Annotated in this window: 11 protein-coding genes and 1 pseudogene; 2 read left to right on the top strand and 10 right to left on the bottom strand. The window is 33.8% G+C overall.

All coding sequences use genetic code 11. From position 1 onward, the window contains the following. Positions 1-61: 61 nt before the first annotated feature. Both D1818_RS21490 and D1818_RS21485 read left to right on the top strand, forming a co-directional pair. Positions 62-988, top strand: coding sequence for an expansin EXLX1 family cellulose-binding protein (locus D1818_RS21490; protein WP_118461688.1), 927 nt, complete (start codon positions 62-64; stop codon positions 986-988). Positions 989-1,131: 143 nt separating this feature from the next. Beyond that, positions 1,132-2,193 (top strand): metallophosphoesterase, encoded by a 1,062-nt coding sequence (locus tag D1818_RS21485; RefSeq protein ID WP_162897297.1) that lies wholly within the window; start codon positions 1,132-1,134, stop codon positions 2,191-2,193. Positions 2,194-2,243: 50 nt separating this feature from the next. On the opposite strand, the gene D1818_RS21480 is transcribed toward D1818_RS21485, so the two are convergent. The 10 genes and pseudogenes from D1818_RS21480 to D1818_RS21435 form a co-directional block, all read right to left on the bottom strand. After that, entirely contained in the window at positions 2,244-2,807 is a 564-nt protein-coding gene (locus tag D1818_RS21480) for a phosphatase PAP2 family protein (protein WP_118461683.1), read from the bottom strand. Between the two features lie 46 nt (positions 2,808-2,853). Next, positions 2,854-3,081 carry a hypothetical protein gene (locus D1818_RS21475; protein ID WP_118461681.1) on the bottom strand — a complete coding sequence of 76 codons (228 nt, stop codon included), beginning with the start codon at positions 3,079-3,081 and terminating at the stop codon, positions 2,854-2,856. 119 nt (positions 3,082-3,200) lie between these two features. Beyond that, positions 3,201-4,271 (bottom strand): OmpA family protein, encoded by a 1,071-nt coding sequence (locus D1818_RS21470; protein ID WP_118461679.1) that lies wholly within the window; start codon positions 4,269-4,271, stop codon positions 3,201-3,203. Positions 4,272-4,413: 142 nt separating this feature from the next. Further along, a complete protein-coding gene (locus D1818_RS21465; RefSeq protein ID WP_118461677.1) occupies positions 4,414-5,805 on the bottom strand; it encodes an MATE family efflux transporter in 1,392 nt (463 codons plus the stop codon). A gap of 413 nt (positions 5,806-6,218) precedes the next feature. Beyond that, positions 6,219-8,390 carry a glycoside hydrolase family 9 protein gene (locus D1818_RS21460; protein WP_120752498.1) on the bottom strand — a complete coding sequence of 724 codons (2,172 nt, stop codon included), beginning with the start codon at positions 8,388-8,390 and terminating at the stop codon, positions 6,219-6,221. A 363-nt stretch (positions 8,391-8,753) separates the two neighbouring features. After that, a complete protein-coding gene (locus D1818_RS21455) occupies positions 8,754-10,262 on the bottom strand; it encodes a carbohydrate-binding protein (RefSeq protein ID WP_371682608.1) in 1,509 nt (502 codons plus the stop codon). A 30-nt stretch (positions 10,263-10,292) separates the two neighbouring features. Then, positions 10,293-10,919, bottom strand: a pseudogene (locus tag D1818_RS25965) (family 16 glycosylhydrolase); the annotation flags it as partial. A 324-nt stretch (positions 10,920-11,243) separates the two neighbouring features. Next, a complete protein-coding gene (locus D1818_RS21450; protein ID WP_118461673.1) occupies positions 11,244-14,219 on the bottom strand; it encodes a carbohydrate-binding protein in 2,976 nt (991 codons plus the stop codon). Between the two features lie 401 nt (positions 14,220-14,620). Further along, positions 14,621-17,812: an RICIN domain-containing protein gene (locus tag D1818_RS25520; protein ID WP_199726287.1), complete on the bottom strand. Its 3,192-nt coding sequence runs from the start codon at positions 17,810-17,812 to the stop codon at positions 14,621-14,623. A 323-nt stretch (positions 17,813-18,135) separates the two neighbouring features. Then, complete coding sequence (locus D1818_RS21435) at positions 18,136-21,540, bottom strand: PKD domain-containing protein (protein WP_118461671.1); 3,405 nt, start codon at positions 21,538-21,540, stop codon at positions 18,136-18,138. Between the last annotated feature and the right edge of the window lie 190 nt (positions 21,541-21,730).

Here is a 21,730-nt window from a genome sequence, read left to right as displayed (position 1 = left end):
TGGAGTTAAGGACATTCTACTTAAGTCATTTTAAATATTAATAAAACCTGACTACATAAAAATGAAATCATACACCTACATCTTCTGCTTTTTATTAACTATTTATTTTACAAACACTTATGCACAAGAGTGTAATAATTCTGTACATACTGGCGAAGGTACATTTTATGATGGTGTAGCAGGAGGTACTTTTGGCAATTGTTCTTTACCAGTAGCAACAGGTGATTATATGCATTGTGCTTTAAACAATTTTGATTACGATGGCAGCAATGCTTGTGGGGCTTGTATCGAGGTAACTGGAGCAAAAGGAAGTGTTATTCTCAATGTAGTAGATCGTTGTCCAGAGTGTGCTTCTGGTGATGTAGATATGACAATGGAAGCTTTTGAAATGATTGCTGATGTTATCGATGGTAGAGTACCAATTTCGTGGAAGTTTGTACCCTGTGAAACAATATCTAATAATGAAACTATAAAAATTAATTTTAAAGAAGGATCTAGTGAATTCTGGACGGCTATCCAATTTAGAGAAATCAACCACGCAGTCTCTAAAATGGAATATCAACTACCCGATAACACTTGGAAAAACACAAACAGAGAGCTATTTAATTTTTTTATAGAAACTTCTGGAATTGCATCACCAATGAATCTAAGAGTAACTTCAATCTTAGGAGAAGAGCTAATTTTTGAAAACATCGTATTAAATCTAAACGAAGATTTTGATACTGGACTTCAATTCTCTACTCCTTCAGAATGTCAAGAAATACTTTCTATAGACAATATACCTCTTCCTACTAACATACTTTACCCCAATCCAACCTCCGAAATATTATATATTAAAAATAACTCTGCAAAATGGATTCTTAGTGATAGCGAAGGAAAAATCATAGATCAAGGAACTACAGATACTGTAGATATGTCTGCATTAAATCCTGGTATCTATTTTATAATTCAAAAAAATAGACAAACAGAAAAAATTATCAAACGATAATTTTTTCAAAAAAGTAATTTTAAAAAAAATCTCATTATCTTCTTCTCCATAAATTTCGAACCACGTATCTGTAAAGTATGAACAAACAAGGTTTTAAGATATTAAAATCATTTACCAAAATCATATTATTTGTCCTATGTCTAATGGATAATAATAATGTTTTTGCTCAGACTCTAGAAGAAGAGCTTGTTTACCAAGAAATAAATGATTGCCCTTATATTTTTTATAAAGGTGATAGTGTAGAAGTAAAATGGATTGTTAGGGGGAAACTAAATATGGAAACCTTTTCTAATACTAATTTTAAAAAACTAGAAGTTAAAACCTGTGAGGAATTCAAATCAAAATATGTAGAGATTAAGCCATCAATCATCATTGATGATGATCAAAAATTTCACTGCGTTCCCAAAATAGCTATACTAAGTGATATACATGGGCAACACGATTTATTTATAAATCTAATGAAAGCCAATAAAATCATCAATAAAAAAGGAGAATGGAGTTATGGAAACGGGCATTTTGTAATTGTCGGAGATATTTTTGACAGAGGAGATAAAGTCACGGAAAGTTTATGGTTTGTTTACAATTTAGAAAAGCAAGCAAAAAAAGCTGGTGGAAAAGTACATTTTCTTTTGGGAAATCATGAAGTTATGATTTTACAAGGAAACGATAAATACATACACAATAAGTACAAATGGGTTTCTGAACAAATGGGTGTAACCTATAAAGAATTGTTTGGAAAAGAAACACTTCTTGGTGAGTGGATTAGAACCAAACCCGTAGCAATAGCTATTAATGATATTGCTTTTGTCCATGCTGGGTTCTCCCCTGAATTTACCCAAAAAAAATATGATATTTCTAATGTAAACCAATTATTTCATCATTCTATTATTGATCATGATAAGGAAACAGTATTAAAAAATGATGACTTAAAATTTATGCTAAAAAAAAAGGGGCCTATTTGGTATAGAGGTTATTTTCGAGATAAAGATTTCACTAAAGAAAAGGCTCAAAAAATTTTACATGGAATCGGCATGAAACATATTGTCGTTGGTCATACCTCTATGAAAAGGGTATTATCACATTTTGATGGATTAATATACAGTGTTGATTCAAATTTAAAAAAAGGAGAATATGGAGAAATTTTGATTTGGGAAAATAATAAATTCTATAGAGGTACCTTAGATGGTAAACGAATCGAAATATAATAAACTCTGAATACTATTTAATTTTAAAATAAAAGCAACATACTCTAAAATCAAACATATTTTCTGATCAAAAAAGTATGTAGTTTATATGCTCCAACTCCCAAAAGAATTCCTATAGCCATACCTGTAATGATATCTCCAGGATAATGAACACCTATATAAATCCTACTATAGCTTACGACAACCGACCAAATTACCATCAATGGAAAAATGTATTTCAATCTTTTTTGCAATACTAATCCTGTAAAAAAAGCAATTCCCATTGTTGTAGATGCATGAGCGGAAAAATATCCATGTCGACCACATCGTTCCGCTATAAACCTAGTGAATTCTCCAACACCTTCAATTTGACAAGGTCTAGGACGCATAAACAGTACATTTTTAAACAAATTAGATAATTGATCTGATACCGTGATTAGTGCCGCTACCACAACAAGTGTCATAATGGTTCCTTTTAGTCCAAAATACTTATAAAAGAAATATAATAGAATCAGCACTAAAGGTGCTTGATTAATTTTTTCGGTCATAAATAACCAAAAACCATCCCAGAAGGGTGTTCCCAAATTGTTAAGATATAAAAACAGATCTTTATCTAATTGTATAAGTTCTTCCATAAGTACAAGTAGTTTATATTTCTATTTTTAAGTAAAATAATATCAATTAATCTTCATAACGTTCGATCTCCCGATCATAAAAATCATTTGCCGCCTGAAATAGGCTTTCAGCTTCGTTTTCTAATTCTTTTTCATCGCTTTTATCGAATTCTTCTAACCATTCTACTTCATCATTTTCTAGATTAATGATAAATCGAGGAAACTCAGTATGAATTACAAAAATGGCGTCTGGATAATCTGTATTATCTCCTAATAAGAATTTTGGAAAACTCATATATCATAAATTATGTAAAGCAAAGCTACGAAGTTTACATTCAAAGTAGCAAAAACAAAGAGAGGTAAATTTTAAATTAAAATTTACCTCTCTACTACATTTATCTTATTTCTTACTATTTATTCTATTATAATCTGAACTCTAGCATTAGATCCTAACTCCGTATTATCTATTCCTTCTCCCTCTTTAGGCTCTGTATTACTAATCCCAATATGTTCTATCAGAGTTTCATCAATTCCATTTTCTATCAAATATTCTCTAACAAAACCTGCTCTTGCAGCCGAAAGAATTTCATTTTCAAATTCAATTTCAGAATCATTAGCGTGTCCAACTATCTTGATACTATCAAATTTAAATACCTTAAGATATTGTAAGTAAGAATCCAGTACAGCTTTAATTTCTTCATACACTTCACTTTCGCCTATCAAATATTCAATATCAGAAAAGTCTAAAGCCATATTACAAATATTATCCACATCTACACCTTTCACATCTTGCATTTCTCTTAACTCTACATCATCTATGTAGTAGTATGCATCATTAAAAGATCCACCTTTTAATGATTTTCCATTAGGGTTATCCGAGAAATAACCTAGTGATATATATTTCTCTGTTCCTTTAGCTCTATACACCCCACAAACCTTAGTCCATTCTTTGGTATCGCAAATCATCTCTGATGATTCTATATGTAATTTATATTTAGACGTTTCCGTAAATCTTGGAACTCTGGCTGTAAAATATGATCCAATTGAAGAAGTACAAGAATTACTAACCCTTCCTTCTCCTAGAGATACATACATATGAAAGTAATAGTATTTCCCAGCTTTTAAAGGACTAACTAATTTAGCTACAATAGATTCTTTTGTATTATTGCTAGTCACATACAATCCCACTTTTGATTCTCCTGTTCTAGGCTCTTGTGGACCAAATTGTTTTAAAAAACCTGGAGCTTTATGATCAAATTTCACTTCACTTACTCCTGGGTGATGCGCATCTGGAGTATTTGTCAATGCTTTCCAATCAGCAATAACGCCAAAATTTCGCATTTCATGTTTAAGTTTTTTAACTGCTGCATTTGTGTTTTCAAAACTTGGATTTGGAATTAAATTCTGTGCCAAGGCGTTATCGTTAAGGCCTACAACAAAAATTACAATAAGCAAAAGGTAAAGGTTAGATTTTGGGCTATTCATCTCTTTTCTTTTCGGTTTTAGTTATATTCGAAATATAGTTAAATATTTCTTAATATGAAATATAGTTTGACAAGTAACAAAAACTAGTCCAAAAAAAGAAACGGAGTAAAACTATCTATATTGTAGCTATTAAAAAAGATTATCACAATGATTTTGCATTACCTTTTTTTAGCACCAAATCTTTACTCAAATAATTAAATCTAACGTAAAGTAATATCGCTGATGCTGTTAATCCTGCTAATAACCCAATCCAGATACCTGAACTCTTATATTCTGTATACAAACCTAGATAATAACTAATCGGAAAACCTATAACCCAATATGCAAAAAAAGTGATTACAGTAGGGATTTTTACATCCTGTAAACCTCTAAGTGCTCCAAGAACAACCACTTGTATACCATCAGATATCTGAAACAACGCAGCAATTATTAAAAGTTTAGCTGCAATACCGATTACCTCTGTATTATCCGCAAAATTCTCTACATCTTTAACATCCAAATAAATCTCAGGCAATAGATTATTAAAAATAACAAAACATAATGCAAATACAATTTCGATAAAAAACGTTAGTAAAAAAATTGAAAATGCAATTCTTCTTAATTCTTTATATTGCAACAGTCCTTTTTGATTCCCTACACGAACCATCGCCGCCACACTCAATCCCATAGCAACCATAAAGGTCATTGCCGATAGATTTAACGCTATTTGATTAGCTGCTTGTGGATTTTTACCTAAAATTCCTGAAATCCAAATAGCCGAAGTAAAAATTGCAACTTCAAAAAACATCTGTAATGCAGAAGGGAAACCTAATGTTACTATTTTTTTTAGCATACTACTCTGAAGAACGAAGAATTTAATCTGGGTAACGTACGCTTTTGACTTTTCTTTGTATTTAAGAAAAATCCATAAAAATAATACCATAACTAACCTAGACACTAATGTACCGACTGCAGCACCAACAATACCCATCTCAGGAAAACCGAATTTTCCGAAAATCAATAAATAATTTAAAACTACATTTACAATATTAGCAACCAGAGTTGCGTACATTGGATACCTTGTCATAGATAATCCATCCGAAAACTGTTTAAAAGCCTGAAAAACTATTAAAGGAATTAGGGAGACAGCAACTAAATCCAGGTAAGGAATTGCCAATTCTACAACCTCAACCGGTTGTTTCATTAAATACATTAGTGGTTTTGCGACTAATACTCCAAGGAACAAAATTACTCCTAATGTAGTACATAGAAACAATCCATGTTTAAATGCGGATTTACCCTTATTAAAATTATCCTCTCCGTCTGCCTCTGCTACAAGAGGTGTAATTGCTGTAGAAAATCCAATTCCTAATGACATGGCAATAAACATAAAGCTATTTCCTAAAGATACTGCAGCTAATTCTGCGGTACCCAACTGCCCAACCATAATGTTATCAATTAATCCCACAAAAGTATGTCCTAACATTCCCAGCATAACCGGTGCTGCCAATCTTAGATTATAATTAAATTCTTTTGTGTATTGTTGTAACATTATTTCTTTTTAGAGCTGCCAAAGATAAGGAGATTCCAGATTGTAATATTTAATCATTAACGCAACTTTATAGCACAAGAAAAGGCTGTTCTTATGGACAGCCTTTTCTATAGTTGAGTTCGTTTTACAATTTAGTTAGTTTTACTAAATTCTATCTATCAAAACGCTAAAGTAGTTCGCTAATTAGCCAACTTATGATTTAAAGTTATTATTTGAAGTCTCAAAACTAGAATACGCTACTATTAAAAAAGAATTCGTTTCATAATTTAATATGAAATACAGAATCTACATACAAAATTTTCATATCAAAAATGGTAGCAGAAATATCCTAAAACTTAAAAAAGCTGAACAATGATATCATCGTTCAGCTTTAATTTTTGTTATAGTTTTTATCGATTGTTTGCTACTAGTCTTTGCTATTTCTTTATAAATCTAGAAGTCAAACGCTTCCCTTCTTCCGTAATTACGTTAAGAAAATAAATCCCAGATGCAAAATCAGATGTATTGATAGTTACCCTTCCGGCAATGGTATTTGTTAACGATCTACTATAAATAGTATTACCTAAAATTCCGGAAACTACAATTTTTCCATTTTGCAATACTGAAGTATTCCCAGATAGATTTAATACATCTTCTGATGGATTTGGATATACTACAAGTCCAGATTTATTAAATTCATCTACAGATAACGAAGCTGAAGGTTCAATTCCCCAAACTAATACTCCATCTGCATAAATAGGGACTCTTTCTGATTCAATAAGAGTATTGCTTAAACCATCATAAGAAAAATCATTAAGAGGATCCCAGGCATTTTCCGGGGCATTATTCGGAACAGAAACTCTTACTTGAATCTCTTTCCTATGCTCTCCTTGACCACCAGGAAAAGGCATATTATTTTGATCAATAGCTACTTCAACATAATAAATATTATTCTCAGGATTCCAAGGTTGTAATCCTCCCGTAGCACTTCCATTACCTCTAGCTGTAATTTCATAATCATCAGGAGTATATCCTGCAGCTACTCCTTCAGTAATATCAATAAAATAGCGAGCTGTAAGACTACCAGGTATTCTCGCAGGCCAAGCTGATCTATTATTCAGCCAGATTGCTAATTCGGTAAATCTTCCGGACTCACTATTGATCTTTGTTTCATTTAAAAACTCAACCCCAGCTGTTTCTTCTTGTGGAAAATTGCTTAATTCTGTTCCTCCAAATTCCATTACCATTCTTGCTAATACTCCCTGATAACACGCATTGTAATCACAAGCCACTTCGTTTGCTTGAAAATCAGAACGATTTTCGACAAAAACATCATCAGGGCTTCCTGGTCCACCCATAAGAGCTCCCCACAAAGTATGCCTAGACTCTTCTGGAATACTCTCACTTCTCGTCCAACTAGAATGCTGCCCTCTATGGTGTGGTTTAGTTGGAGGATTTACCCCAAAACCAGTAACCAAACTTCTATTATTAGGGTTATCTCCCAATGCGTATTTAATTTGGTCCACTGCGAAATCATGGTATACTTGCTTATTAGGAGAATCGATATTATCACTATAGATCAAGGCTGTTAAAGCTGCATTCATGGAATGACGTAATGATCCCCATTGAGTTAGGTGCGCTTGACCTCCTGGAGAGTATGTCACTCCATTTCCATTGTCAACCCAAAATTGAAGATGTCTTTCTACGTTATCTATATAGTTTTGTTTACCTGTTATCTGAGCCAATAAAACCATATTCCCATATCTTTTATCATCCCAAACAAAGCTCCATAAATAATCTGGTTCAGAATAATTTGCTTCTGCTTTTTGAAGATATGTATTATCACCTGTTGCCTTATACAGCCATAATGCTCCCCAAGATAATTCATCTTCATATCCACCTGAAGAATATGTCCCTACAGCAGGAATTCCACCTTCTTCTGTATATTTTCCTTTATAAGTTTCACCAAATTCATATAAATCTTTAGCGTGTTGTAATAAGGTAGCGCTATAGGTAGGATCGCTATCTTTAAAAATAATACTAGCGGATGCTAATGCAGCTGCCGTTTCACAAACCACCTCTGTTCCTGGATGACTTGTATCTAATTTGAAAGATTCTCTTTGTCCATATTGAGGATGAACATCTATCATTTCTGCTGGCATCCAAAAACTATGATCCTGTCCTTTTTTAGAAACTTGAGCATAAAATTCGAACTTAGTAGGGTGACATTTAATAAAATAATCAGTTACCCATTTAATGTTTCGCTTAAAGTGTTCCGTCTGATTTACAGCATCATAACCGTCTTTGTATTCTAGAAAACCCCAGTTTAATGCAGTTACAGAAAATGCCATAGGAAAACCAAATTTGATATGATCTCCTGCGTCAAACCATCCTCCGGTTAAATCTAGTCCTACGTCTTGACCATCGTTTACACCTGCATCGTTTCGCCAGTTAATTCTATTCCAATCTGGAAGCTCTCCTGATTGTTGTGCCTCATAAAATAAGATTGATTTTTGTAATGCTTCTCCGTAATTGTGTTGTGCAATAATGTATTGCCCAAAGCATAATGTAAAAAACAATAAAAATAAGTTTTGTTGATTTTTTTTCATTTCAAAAGTGATTTGTGTTTACAATTTGTTAGTTAAATGTTCTTTGTTTGAATAATAGCCTTCAAACGAAAGGTATAAATTGATTATTGTAAAGTTTTTCATTTAATGTTACGTTGTTAAGATAGTGATAAGAACATCCTACTATTTCTTTATAAAAATTCCTACAAATGACCATAATATTTACACAGTAAGCTTATCGTAATTATAGCAATACTAAGTTTATTTCACATGTAGAAGCAAAAAATCAAATACTATCTTTTATCTTCAAATCAAAATATAATTCAAATCTCATTTATTTATTAAATGTAAAGAAAAGGCTGTCTTACTCAGACAGCCTTTTTCAAAGTTGAGTTTGTGGTTGAATTATTGTTTAATCATTTTTTTAGAAGTGATTATTTTATTCGATTTTCCTGCCTCTAAAACATTGATAATATAATATCCTGATGACAGACCACTTACATCTATAGCATTCTGATTCTCTGTTAGGGTAACTTCCTTCATTAATACTCCAGTAACATTAAATACCTTAACGATTTTACCTGTCATATCATTTCCAGAAAAACTAATTGTATTTACAACTGGATTAGGATACAACTTAATATCATTGGCATTCTCTACAATAGCATTAGCTCTATTAGTTGTATATGTAATAACCAACGTAGGCTTAGCAGCAGATCCATTTTCTTTGGATGCAAATGCAAAATCATTCCCTGAAAGTGCATCAATAATTAATGAAAGCCTATTTCCTGAAATTTGTGCTGTTTTCAATGGTATTGTTTTAGCACTACCTATTGGGAAATTAGAGTTTAACGTTCCTAATTGAATCCCTTTTATAGGCTTATTAGAATTAGATAAATTAGTTTCCGTCCAATTATCACTATTTCCTTTATGAACACTAACATTACCGTTTCCTGCATCAGAATACACCGTAAATTTAAAATCCGCTTTTGTTATGGTTCCATTGATTGAAGAAAGATCAAACATTAAATACCCTGAACGTTTGTCTTTTTCAATACGAAGCATATCAGAATTATACCGAGTAGCCCCTTGTAAATATGCATCTTGGATTGGAGATAGCGTAATGGTTTGCTCTACGGACTGAATCCTTGTCGTCACAACCTTATCTATGTTGTATAGATACCCAGAACCTCCTTTAAACGATAATCTAAGAGTTTTCTCTCCGGAAGACAGAGAAACAGTTGTAGAAAATTTCTTATAACTATGCCACTGTCCTGTAACTGGAATATCTATCGAGCCCACAACAGAACCTGATTCCAGAATATCTACTTTACCTCCTACACCATTACTAGAAGCATAAACATCTAAAGTATATTCGCTAGTTGCGTCAACAGTTACAATGTAATCTGTAGAATCTCCATTTTTAACATATCCTAAATTCTTACCAGAGTTCGTTCCTGGAGTATTTTCGATACGAACACTACCTGATTTTGACTCAAAATTTTCAGCTTCAAAAGATCCTGGAATACTAATAGTATCTACAGGTGGAACAGAGTCATCCTTAATAGTAATATTTACTGATTGTGATGTGGTAACTGCACCGTTATTATCTGTAGCCTTAGCCGTTATTACGTAATTACCAGGATTAGCTAGCGATGTAGAGGTTTCATATGGTAAAACCTGTTCGGTAGCTATCAAATTATTATTTACAAAAAATTCTACTTTAGAAATATTACCATCCGCATCGGATGCATCTGCAGTTAGAGAAAAACTTTGACCAACTTCATAACTAGCACCATTTGATGGAGCTGTAATTGCCACTGATGGAGGATTATTTGGATTATTATCGTCAACTAATTTATATGAACGAACCCAATCATAATAAGTAGTACGATTAGCTTGAGAATCATTCATACCATCTTGTCCTGCTTTTGGAGGATTCCAATCATATGTCTCCACTACCATTCGTAAATACATAGGAAGACTAAAGTCTGCAGCTGGAGTAATTTGGAACACAAATTTACCATCTAAATAGAATAATAACTCTTTTTCATTTTTCCACCAAACACCATAAGTATGATATCCTTGATATGCGAATTCACCTATTTCGGCTTTGTTCCCTCTAATACCAGTTGGCGTGCTATTACAACTTGTCCTTCTACTATGTGTATTAGCATTCAGTGTTCTCATGTTTTGGTTGATCCAAGGTTTCCCTCCTGTATTAGCTCCAACATTCTCTGTTACATCGAGTTCTGTTACTCTGGCATCACAACCTGTAAATTCATTTCTTTTATTGATCAACCAAAAAGTAGAAGACATAAAAGTTTTATTCGCTTTCATTCTGGTCTCATAATACCCAAATTTCTGTCTGGTTTTAGATCTTACAAGACCTCCATTATGAGTCCATCCGCCAAAAGCATTAGTTTTTTTAGAAGCTGAGATTTTAAGGTCCCCTCCTCCAACTGACACTGAGGATGTTTCGAATCTAGCAGGTCGTCTTCCTTCCCATTGAGGGTCATTTATAGCCCATTTAGAACTATTAAGAGACGAACCATTAAACTCATCCGACATTATATCTATCTTCTCCCACTTTTTTCCGGCAGGAGGAGTTGGTTGTGCAAAAACACTTATTGTTACAAAACATAACAACAAGGTTAAAAATGGATTTATATTATTTTTCATGATTAAAAACATATTTATTTTATCAATTCGAATAAAATCTAAAGAGTTTTAAGAAGAGAAATAATAACACAATTCTAGAAATGATCATTAATCATTTTCGGATTGTGTTATTATCTCCAAAGTTAATAGCAAACGATATCATTATCCATCGTTTATTATTCTTCTATACCCTAAAATTTCATTACCGATTTGATAATTATTAAAGGGATTTGTTTAACGTTTTAATACTTTCTTAGCAGAAAGAATATTATTCGTTTTACCAGCTTCTAAAATATTGACGATGTAAATTCCTGATGATAAATCACTAATATCAATCGTGTTTTGACTTTCTTGTAGCACTACTTCTTTAACAAGAACCCCAATAGTATTATACATTTTAATAGTCTTACCAGCAGTTTCGCCAGAAATATTAATTATATCAACTACCGGATTTGGATAGAAAGTAATATTATCATTTACATTATCAAGGCTAGCATTTCTATTAGTATCATAAGTAATCACTAATTGAGCTTGTGTAACCGATCCGTTTTCCTTAGATGCAAATGCAAAATCATTACCTGAAAGCGCATCTATAATTAACGAAAGTTTATTACCTGAAATCTGGGCTGTCTTTAATGGTATTGTTTTGGTACTTCCTACTGGGAAATTAGCATTTAATGATCCTAATTGAACACCTTTTCCTGGTTTATTGGAGTTAGATAAATTCGTCTCTGTCCAATTATTACTATTACCTTTACTAACGCTTACATTTCCATTTCCTGCATCAGAATATACCGTAAACTTAAGATCAGCTTGGGTAATAGTTCCATTGATAGAGGAAAGGTCAAACATTAAATATCCTGAACGCTTATTTTGTTCAATACGAAGCATATCAACATTATATCGTGTTGATCCTTGTAAATATGCATCATGTATTGGAGATAAAGTAGCTGTTTGTTCCACAGACTGAATCTTTGTTGCTACAACCTTATCAATATTATATAGGTATCCAGATCCTCCATTAAACGATAATCTAAGTACTTTCTCTCCTGATGATAAAGAAACGGTAGTAGAGTACTTCTTATAACTATGCCATTGTCCTGTTACAGGAATATCTATAGAACCAACAACAGTTCCAGATTCAACGATATCAACTTTTCCTCCTGCACCATTACTCGAAGCATAAACATCAAACGTATACTCACTGCTGGACTCCACGTTTACAGCATAATCAACGAAATCTCCATTTACAATAAACCCTAAGTTTTTACCAGCAGTAGTTCCAGGCGTATTTTCTATACGCACACTACCTGACTTTATCTCAAAGTTTTCTGCTTCAAAAGATCCTGGTATATCAATAGCATCTGTTGGCGGTACTGAATCATCTTTAATTGTGATATTTACAGATTGAGACGTAGTAACAGCTCCATTATTATCAGTTGCTTTGGCTGTTATCGCATAGTTACCTGGATTGGTAATTGTAGTAGAAGTGTCGTAAGGTGCTGCTTGCTCAGTAGCGGTCAAGTTATTATTGATAAAAAATTCAACCTTAGAAACGGTTCCATCAGTATCGGATGCATTTGCTACTAAAGGAATAGTCTGACCAATTTGGAAACTAGCTCCATTCGCAGGAGATGTTATTGAAACTTGTGGTGGTTTGTTTTCATCACCGCAATCTACTAAAACTTCATCAGGACCATTTCCTGTTGGTTTTGTATAACTTTTAGATAACACGAACTTATCGATTTCGAATCCATCTTCTCGCATAGAGAAAGAAATCGTATGAACACCAGCAGAAGGTACATTTATATATATTTTTTCTGCTTCTCCACAATGGTTTGCGTTCGTACGTTGTTTACTCTCCCAGGTCCATTGGTTTTTACCTGCACACCATTGCATTCTAGCTCCTGATGCTGGCCAATTCCCATCGATCCCTACGTGAATTCCATTATCCTCTGATCCGGTAGAATGTGCTCGTACCCAAACAAAGTATTTTCCTGGAGTCGTAAACTTCACCTTATAATTAATAATTGCTACTTGTCCTGGAGTATTACTAAAACTAACTCCATTTACAAGTGGATCACCGTGTGTAACTCTGGTATCCGGCAAAATTTCTAAATACCCTCCACTACTTGCACCAGAAGAATGATCAGGATCAGGATCAGGGCTTGGTGTAGCAGTATTACCATCCTGCGCGTACCACTTTCTATCATTTGTTTTAGATTGGCTATCAAAATGTTCTGCTTCTACTGCTACAACTCCGTTTTGTTCTAAAGCCACACATTGATCAGGATCAGGATTTGATCCTGTTGTGTTAACAACATATCTGTTCCAAAATTTGTCCACACTATCGGCTTTATTGCCAATATTAAATATCCACCAGTTTTCTACACAGTCTGAATAATCAAGTCCCCCATTTTTCATAAATGACCAATCGTAAGGAACTCCATTAGGATACCTAATTGCAATTACTCTTTCTGCTTCGGTCCATAATTGTTTTGCTTTATTATTTGGTGAACTTAATGCCTGATTTAACCATTTTTGGTCTCTACTTCTATATTCTGGAGTTCCCCATGGTCCGTGATCACCAAAACCACCAAAAGGAGCGTTACCATCATCAATATAAAAATAGGTTGTATTGTTTCTAACGAAATTTAATACCACGGGATTTGAAGCAGGTGAGTTCGACGTATTATCCGCAAGATTCTGATTCCATTCACTGTGTTGTACTACAATGACATTGTTTTTTACAACATTATTGTTTACACTTTTTTGTACTTCAATCACCCAATCACGAGTGATATTTGATTGACCTGCTTCTTGCACCCAAACTTTACCTCCACCGTTAAGAATAGGGATAACTTTGTTAGCGATTCTTTTTATAGAACCACTTCTATCTGCATCTGCATCGGTCCAGTTACCTGTACCAAATACCATTTCGAATAATTGATCAGAGTCAATAAATTGTCCTCCTTGTCTTCCATAAGCTCCTGCTACACCAAAAGCATTAACTCCATCGAGATCTGAATGCGCTAACATACTACCCAAAGCAGCTTGCGCATGAATGTCATCTGGATCAGGTTTACTATCAAATTGAGCAATTAAAATGTCTTTGTTCTTATTAAAGAAGGGTCGGTTTTGCGCTAACATGTTGGAAACAAATCCAAATATGCAAAAAGCGATTAAAATGTTGAGTTTAGTTAGTTTCATAATACGAATTGTTTTGTGTGTGTTTGGTTTTAAGAATTAATATGTGTGTTTACGTGTTCAACAGGATGTTTTTTCTAACTCTAAATTTTATGTTAAAAAAAACAAACAACTGTCTTTTCAATAATTTTAAAATGTAATAAATACATTTATTTTTTTCGAATTTACTATCCAATCAGCTTATTGCTTTTAATAAAACTATTAAGTGTCTTTAATCAAATAGAATTCGTTAAAATATATCTAGAATTCGAAAACGCTTAGATCAATTTATGATAGCCATTTCTGTCATTTTGTTGGATCAAATAGATTTCTTGGCCTAATACATTAACTATTGTTTTTCAGCCCTTAATCAACTGTTTATCTGTATTTTAATTATGCTACAAGAATGAGTCATAATGCTATATTTAGTCTTTAATAAATTGCACTTTGCTTTTGCCAAATACCGATAAAATATATACACCAGATGCTATATCTGAGATGATCAATGATTCGTTATTGGATGTTGATTTAGTTTGTTTAATAATTTTACCCATTAAATCATATATGATTAAAATATCGTTCGCTTCCACTCCCTGAATTGTAATAGAATTCGTTGATGGATTAGGATAAACAGATAAAGGGGCAGTAACTTTTTCATCTGGTTTTTCTCTATTACCCAATGAAATTATTTTCCATTTTTGATTCGCATTTGTATTATTATAGTCCCAAATAGTTGCATTCGCACCAACTACTCCTCCGGCTCTATCTAATGCTCTAGAAAGACAATGCATCGGTTTTACCCCATAAATATCATTACCATTCTTAACGATTTTCCATTTCTTATGAGAATCTACATCATCGGTCCAAGTGGCGACATTGGTTCCATTTTCACAACGAGCATAAGGAACTTCTAAATATCTGTTGTTTCCTAAATTTTTAATGGTATATGAATTATCACTAATATGCCTAATCTCCCATTTCTGATCATCAAAATTCGCTGGCTTATGCATTCTGGCACTATGACTTTCTAAAGCGCGAGCTAATAATCTTTCATTATTCTGAGGAGATTCTATATAATAAATACCATTTGGGATTAGCTGGGTAAAACGAGCACTTACCGTTACATTATTTATTTGATCTCGATCAATTGCATCTTGCCAAGAAGTATTTAAGGGACGGATATGTGCCTTGTAAACATACCCAGATCCTGGTTGTGGTAGACTAGGAAGGTTTACTGTAATCGTTTTTACACCTGTTCCTTTAAGAACAATCTCGTTTTGCTGAGCTATCCAATTGGTAGAAGACCAAAACTCAACTATAATTTCTCTATCTGTTGAAGCCTCATAATTAATATCAAATGAATACGAAGTTGCTTGTACAATAGTAGTTGGTGCATTGCTAAAGGAAACCTTATCCGCAAATGTTTGGTTAGCAACAGTTACATTATCCACCTGGTCTCTATCGATAGCTTCTTGCCAGGTAGTGCCCACTGGTCTTATATGTGCTTTGTAGATATATCCAGCACCTAGAGTTGGTGCAGATGCCAAATCAACCGTCACATTTGCTGTTCCTGTACCTGCATTCACGGTTACCATCTGCTGACCTAACCAACCTGTGGATGACCAAAATTCAACTACAATTTCTCTATTTGCCGAAGCACTATAATTCACTTTAAAATCATACGATGTTTGAGGTTGAATTGTTGTTGCCGCATTTACAAATGCTATCTCATCAGGAACAGTTGTATCATTACAGTCTTCACCTGGTAATCCGTAGCAACCGTTTCCTGTCGGACCCAAAACAGGATTCCAATTAACTCCAGGAACCCAATTTTCTCCTCCGAATTCATAAGCTCCAGCATCTGGTGCAGATCCAACGAATCCATCAGTTATGCCTGATATTCTTCTACCAGCGTTTACCGCAGGTGAGTTAGATTTTAATGTGAAGTTATTTCCGTTATAATTAGTAAAACCTGACTGTGTAATTACATTATTTTGTTTATCCGCATCTCTTTCGAAAGTACCTTCATCTTCCTGAGTAGAAGGGTCATCTTCCGTTCTAACATCAGCAATATTATTCCATACCTTAACATTAGAAAAAGCTGTTCCCGCCTTATGCCAAGCTCCCATCGCTCCTCCTTTAGTTTTCACTAAAGTATTATTGAAGATATCAATATCCTTACCATTCCAGTTGATTTGAACTCCAGTCCATTCTACATTCCAGACTACATTATGATGAACCGAAAATGCCTCTGCATCATTATCTAAATATATTCCTGCAGCTTTTCTTAATTTCCCTCTACCTTCACTATCATGAAACCAATTATGATGAATCTCCCCATGATGCGGACCACCTACTGTGTATAGTAAGGCACAATCATCATTAATTAAGTTTGACCTGTATACATCGTTATAGGCAAACTCACTTCTATTATTAAAAAATTGAATACCATCTCTTCCGGCTCTAAAAATTGTATTTCCTTTAAAAAGGGTATTTCTTCCTCCTCTTGCATTAATGGGCGCATCATAAGAACCGATATAATTAAAATCGTGAATTCTAGAATTAAGAATTCTATTTTTATCACCACTAACTTTAATACCATTAGCAGCACCGAAAGCTATTTCACAGCGTTCTATAGTATTATTATTCCCTTCCATTAAAACACTTTGTTTATTGGCTGAAAATCCTTTCTGAACTCCAAGTGTATGATTCCCATAAAAAGAGGAAACACCATAAATCACATTGTTGTTTGAATTTCTAGGCATATTGATGGATCCCCCAAAAACAGCGAGGTTTCTGATATGAATAAAACTTCTACCACTTAGATCTACTGTTGTTGTTCTTCTTCTCATTTGCACAACTCCATTAACTGGCGCCTGCCCACCAGGCATTTGTACAAATAATTCTTTTGTCTGCTTATTAAACCACCATTCGTTTTGATAATCTAAAGCCCCTTTTACTCCTTCCAAATAAAAATCCCCTTTATCTGCAGGTGCGTGAAAAGTTCTTATCCAAGCAGGGTTTTTATCTAATTTAAAATTCACTCTTCCTGATGAACTACTGTTGATAAATGCTTTCCAAGCAATCCATCCTGATCCAGGTTTATCTCCATAAAAGAAAACTGATCCTCCTGACCAATTTATATTAGGTATTTGTGAAGATGTTAAAAAAGCACCATTCACTACATTACTTCCACTACCTCCATCATTCCTGCGAGAATTTAAAGTAAAAGGATCTCCATCTTTATTATTAGGCCACCTAGCCAAATCCATAGCGGTATTGCCATTTAAGACAAAATTCTCTTGGCCTAAATCCCAATCTACTTTTATCTTGTAAATTGCTCCATTATCTCTCTGCCAACTACTTAAAGCCTGCATTGCTGAGATAATTACTTTTTCTCCATTTTTAGCAATATATGTTATCGGTTGACCAGCACGACCTGATCTAGCTGGTCTAACTATTTCTTCATAAGTTCCTTGTCCAATAATAACGACATCACCTGCTTGAGCTACCGCAGAAGCCTTAGCAATTGTCTTATATGGGCTTGATTCTGTTCCAGAATTGGAATCATTTCCGTTTTTTGCTACATAAATATTTTTCGCGTGTAAGGAAGACACAAGTATGAATAAAAGTATCCATATACATTTTCGAAAAAAGATTTTGAGAGTTTGATTGTTTTTCATTGCTAATTGTTGAGTTTGATTATAGCGCGAAAATAGTCTCATTGCCTATCTCTGCACTGATTTCTTTATTATTCGTAAGCATCCTAATAGAATCCGTTAGATTAGATAACCAATTTGGAATTTAATAATTGGTATATCTATTCCACTTACTCTTTTATTTAATTTATATCAAATAAAAAAAAGTCCTTCCTATCATATAGAAATGACATAGGTGATTGATTATCTATAACCACCCATGTCGATAGTCTGTTTTTCTATTATTTATTAACTACAATTTTTCTTCTAGAAATTATGTTTTGAACTACATCTTTAATCTCCAAAATATAGATCCCTTTGTCTAGGTTATCTAATGAAAATGTTATCATAGATTGTCTTGCTTTTGGATTAGCACTACGAATTACATTTCCCACAAGGTTTGTTAATTTCACTTCAGTTTTTTCCAGAACTTCAAAACCTGAGATATTAATATGGTTTTTAGCTGGATTCGGGTAAACTTTTACACTTTCTATCAAATCAATTGATCTTAAAGCAGCAGCAGGTTCTGCTCCCCAAACCAAGTTTCCTTCTACATACAAAGTCATTTCATTATTAAACTGATAATCGCTAAGCGATGACTTATAAGAATAGTCATCATTTTCATCAAAATTACTCCAATTTGCTTTGGCGAATCTTGTTTGTATAGGTCCTGAATTCTGCCCAGGAGTTAATGCTCCAGAAGCTGGATCAAATGAAACTTCTAGATAATCTATACCGTTTTGTTGACCAAAAACTCCATTGACAAATCCTATTCCTAATTGTGCCCAATCACACCAGAAGTTAAGGTTATTGTTATCTTCTGAAGTGAACCAATACCTGACAGTTATATCCTGATAAGAAACTGTGAGATCACTATTATTAGAGATTCTAAAATGAGGGTTAATCATATTATCAGTTGCGCTACCATTACCTCCATCTCTGTATTCTAATGATATATCAGAAACTGGGAGTATTTCTTGTACTTGAACGGTTATCTTATTCGTATCTACTCCTCCTTGTCCGTTATTTACCTCTAGTGTTACGATATAAGATCCAACCGTATCAAAAGTATGAACAACTGTTTGACCTATATCTGTTGTACCGTCTCCAAAATCCCAAGAGTAGCTTAATGAATTATTAGAAGGATCTACAGAACCGGAACCATCGAATGTAACCTCTAAAGGAGCTGGACCTGAGGTCACATCAGCTACTATATTTGCAACCGGGTTTCCATCAGAAATTATTATTTTTTTTGTTATTGAATCTTCAATTTTGCCATCGCCCACAGTAAGTTTTACATCGAATTCCCCGACCGTTTCAAATTGATACGCAACAATTACTCCTATTGCGGTATCGCCATTACCGAAATCCCAAGAATATGATAGTACATCATTGTTTACATCTGTCGATGATGAAGCATCAAAAGTGATAAGTACTGGTGCAATTCCGGTTTCGATATCACTTGTAAAATTAGCTACAGGAGCTACATTTGGATCTGTAATTGTAATTGTAATTGTTTCGGTATCTATATTTCCGTTTCCATCATTTACAGTTAGCGTAACATCAGCTTCTCCAAATTCTGTAAATTCATATGATGTTATTACATCCGTAGCAGTATCTCCATTTCCAAAATCCCAGCTATACGTGAGAATGTCTCCATTTGGGTCTGTTGATCCGGATCCATCGAATGTAACGGATAAAGGTCCGTCTCCAGTTATGGCAGATGCATTAATTACTGCTGTTGGAGTATCGACACTTGTTCCTGGCTCAATACCACTTACTAATTTTCCATTAAGATATAGAGCAACCCTTTCCCATTCTGCAAATTCTTTCTTGGTACCGTCATAAGAGTAATCATTTGTTTGATCTGTTTCGGACCAATTGCTATTGGCTATTTTAGGTTCCATTCTACCAGAACCCGCATTTCTTCCTAAAATTCCTGTTGCAGGATCAAATGTAATTTCTAGATAATGTTTATTCCCTTCCATATTAACAATTTGTCCATTAACGTTACTACTTCCTATCATTGCGTAGTCTATAAAGAAATTGAGAGGTAAATCAACTTCTGTCTCAAACCAATAACGAATGCTAAGATCTGAATATGCGACATCCTGTGATGAGTTATTGAAAAGTCTAAAGTGTGGTTTGATTACGTTAGTAAGTGCATCTGCAGAAGCATCTTTATACTCTAATGATAATACACCATTTCCTCCTATTTGAATATTCCTTGGTGTTGAATTTTTGGTTATTCCATTAATTCCAGTAGCTACGGAAGTAATCGTATAGTTTCCATCTGCCAACCCTGATACATCTAACTCATAGGGAGCTGTCGTATCTTCTCCAACCAATTCTCCATTACTAAAAAATTCTACTTTTTTAATAGTATTATTTTCATTTAGCAAATTCGCTTCTATGTGCACCATACTTCCTGTGACATAGGTATCTCCAGACTTAGGTGATAATAATGAAAGATATATGGCTTCTCCACCAGACATTTCTTCCATTCTCAAGGCATGTTCTTTGTAAATAGCTACTTCGACATCACCTTCGAATACCCCAAACTTATCTCTAGGTGTATTGTTATCAGGAAACCACCAGAAACCACTCGCGCCTATCTTATTTTCCTCGATAAAAGCGTACATTTCTTCCCACCATTCAAAACGTTCTTGGATCTCTACATTGAATTCTCCTATATACAAAGGTTTTTTTATAATGTTATGAGATTCATTCGCCCATTGTTCCATCAATTTCATAGTTTGCTCTAATGTGAAATTGGACCAACTTTCTCTAATATAAGGATGAGCAGAAGTAAAATCGACATATGGAGACTCATGGATTTTTATGAAGTCATTCCCTTCGTCTCCACCAAAATTATACTTTGTCCCGTGAGCCTCTAAGCCAGTTCCTAGTAAGTGATTGGGATCAATCGCTTTGATAAAAGCTCCCATATCATCAACCCAAGCTCTGAGAACATCAGAAGTTACGTCATCACCAAATCCCTGATACCTAGGTTCATTCATTAATTCCCACGCCAAAATCGTAGGATCATTTCTATATTCTACATTATCATAATGATTGACACGAGTAAGAAAATATTCTACATAATCTTTATATCCTTGTAAAGCAGATGCATTGGTAAAAAACTGTCCTTGATCGTGTTCTCCAGCTCCTTGTACATCAATACCTTCCCATTTAAGACGATCTTTTATACCTCCGTAATCATTCCAATAGTTTTCTAATGCAATGATCAATTTTATTCCGTTAGCTTCGGCCGATTTAATGATATAATCAAACAAGGAAAATTGAGCTTCACTATATACTCCTTTTTGAGGTTCAAAACCATGCCAGTCTTCATGACTAAATCCCCATAATCGTACAACTCTAATCCCATTGACATATAACCTTCGCATATGCTCATCGATACGGTCTTTGTCCATGAATTGTGTTTCGATATCTCCGCTAGAAGATCCATATGTAAAAAAATCATACACATTTGCTCCCGAAAAGTAATAAGGCCTGCCATCTAGCATGAATTTTTCTTCTTCTGCATATACAAATCCCATTGGAGCTGCTTTTTGTTTTTGAGCGAGTAATTGCATACCGAACAGTAAGCTCGCTATTAATAAAGTTTTAATGTTAGTTTTCATCTTTAAAAGAATTAGTTGTGTTGAATTTCGATTTAAGTTTAAATTGATTATTGTTATTCCAACTACTTCTTACTTGTGAATTCCCCAATTCTAACACCTTCTTTTTTTGGTGTTATAAAACTCTTTTTTTAAGTGTATTTTAGATTTTTATACTATAATCATTGTTGAATCTATTTTATTTATAGATCCA

The sequence above is a fragment of the Aquimarina sp. BL5 genome (genome assembly GCF_003443675.1).
GTDB lineage: Bacteria > Bacteroidota > Bacteroidia > Flavobacteriales > Flavobacteriaceae > Aquimarina.
This window is presented reverse-complemented; position numbering and strand designations above follow the sequence as displayed.

What these genes read in the sequence shown, in the direction of transcription:
- D1818_RS21455 (WP_371682608.1), bottom strand. Translation starts at nt 10,262, where the DNA reads ATGAATGATTCTCAAGCTAATCGTACTACTTATTATGATTGGGTTCGT.
- D1818_RS21480 (WP_118461683.1), bottom strand. Translation starts at nt 2,807, where the DNA reads ATGGAAGAACTTATACAATTAGATAAAGATCTGTTTTTATATCTTAAC.
- D1818_RS21435 (WP_118461671.1), bottom strand. Translation starts at nt 21,540, where the DNA reads ATGAAAACTAACATTAAAACTTTATTAATAGCGAGCTTACTGTTCGGT.
- D1818_RS21470 (WP_118461679.1), bottom strand. Translation starts at nt 4,271, where the DNA reads ATGAATAGCCCAAAATCTAACCTTTACCTTTTGCTTATTGTAATTTTT.
- D1818_RS21475 (WP_118461681.1), bottom strand. Translation starts at nt 3,081, where the DNA reads ATGAGTTTTCCAAAATTCTTATTAGGAGATAATACAGATTATCCAGAC.
- D1818_RS21485 (WP_162897297.1), top strand. Translation starts at nt 1,132, where the DNA reads ATGGATAATAATAATGTTTTTGCTCAGACTCTAGAAGAAGAGCTTGTT.
- D1818_RS21450 (WP_118461673.1), bottom strand. Translation starts at nt 14,219, where the DNA reads ATGAAACTAACTAAACTCAACATTTTAATCGCTTTTTGCATATTTGGA.
- D1818_RS21460 (WP_120752498.1), bottom strand. Translation starts at nt 8,390, where the DNA reads ATGAAAAAAAATCAACAAAACTTATTTTTATTGTTTTTTACATTATGC.
- D1818_RS21490 (WP_118461688.1), top strand. Translation starts at nt 62, where the DNA reads ATGAAATCATACACCTACATCTTCTGCTTTTTATTAACTATTTATTTT.